At 64.8% G+C, this 1,322-nt stretch carries 1 protein-coding gene and 1 other annotated feature; the gene reads right to left on the reverse strand.

Annotated features, from left to right (window positions below; genetic code table 11):
- Positions 1–39: 39 nt before the first annotated feature.
- Positions 40–1,268 (reverse strand): IS3 family transposase gene (locus tag DEH80_RS17010; RefSeq protein WP_438938298.1). Its coding sequence is split into 2 segments (ribosomal slippage): positions 40–977 and positions 977–1,268, totalling 1,230 coding nucleotides; the frame shifts between segments, so codons are not numbered across the junction.
- Positions 871–987, reverse strand: a sequence feature (AL1L pseudoknot). It overlaps the preceding gene by 117 nt.
- Positions 1,269–1,322: the final 54 nt, after the last annotated feature.

The raw sequence follows: 1,322 nt of genomic DNA on the forward strand, positions 1-1,322 counted from the left end.
TGAACCGCCCCGGGAATCCCGGAGGCTCATAGGTTTGAGTCAGGCGGCCATCGCCTGACCCTCAATCTGTGAATAGTAAGCCGCTTCGCGCTCGATCGGCGGGACATTGCCGATCGATTCCATGATGCGGCGGTTGTTGAACCAGTCGACCCATTCCAGCGTGCCGATTTCGACGGCATCGATGCTGCGCCACGGGCCTCGTCGCCAGATGAGCTCGGCCTTGTACAAGCCGTTGATGGTCTCGGCCAGCGCATTGTCGTAGGAGTCGCCCACGCTGCCGACCGACGGCTCGATGCCCGCTTCCTTGAGTCGGTCGGTGTACTTCAGCGACAGGTACTGGACCCCGCGGTCGCTGTGGTGGATCAGTTGCCCCTTCTGGTCCAGCCCACGGGCATGCAGAGCCTGCTCCAGCGCGTCCAGCGCCAGGTCGCTGCGCAGGGAGCGGGACACCCGCCAGCCCACGATCATCCGGGCGTAGACGTCGATCACGAAGGCCACGTAGGCGAACCCCACCCAGGTGGCGACGTAGGTCAGGTCCGAGACCCAAAGCTGGTTCGGCCGGGTGGCGGTGAAGTCCCGCCGGACCTTGTCCCGGGCCCGCTCGAGCTCGTCGTCCACGACCGTGGTGAACGCCTTCTTGCCGCGGACCACGCCCTGGATACCCATCTGCTTCATCAGGCGCTCGACTGTGCAGCGGGCTGCCGTGATGCCCTCACGCTGCAACTGGCGCCAGACCTTGCGGACCCCGTAGACCCGGAAGTTCTCCTCCCAGACCCGGCGGATCTCGACGCTCAGCTCGGAATCGCGGAGCGCTCGAGCCGGTAGCAGCGCAGGATCGGCTTCTCGCGTCTTGTGCAGGTGATACGTGGACGGCGCGATCGGCAGCACTCGGCAGATCGGCTCGACGCCGTACTCGTGACAATGATCGTCGATGAATCGGACCATCACTTCGGTCGGCGGTCGAGCTCCGCCTGGGCGAAATATGCCGAGGCCTTGCGCAAGATCTCATTTGCCCGCCGAAGCTCACGGTTCTCCCGCTCCAACTCCTTCATGCGTTGCTGATGGTCGCTGGTTGGACCGGGCCTCCGGCCCTGATCCCGCTCAGCCCGCCGCACCCACTTGCGCAGCGTCTCAGGCGTGCAACCCAATTTCGGCGCGATCGACTGAATCGCAGCCCATTGAGACCCGTGCTCGTGCTGGTGCTCCAGCACCAGCCGAACACCCCGTTCCCGTACCTCCGGCGAGTACCGCACTTGCTGTCTTCCCATCGCTCCATCCTCTCAAGCTTTGGAGCCTCCGAGAAACCCGGGGCGGTTCAGTCC

The sequence above is a fragment of the Abyssibacter profundi genome, assembly GCF_003151135.1.
GTDB classification, from domain to species: Bacteria; Pseudomonadota; Gammaproteobacteria; order Nevskiales; family OUC007; genus Abyssibacter; species Abyssibacter profundi.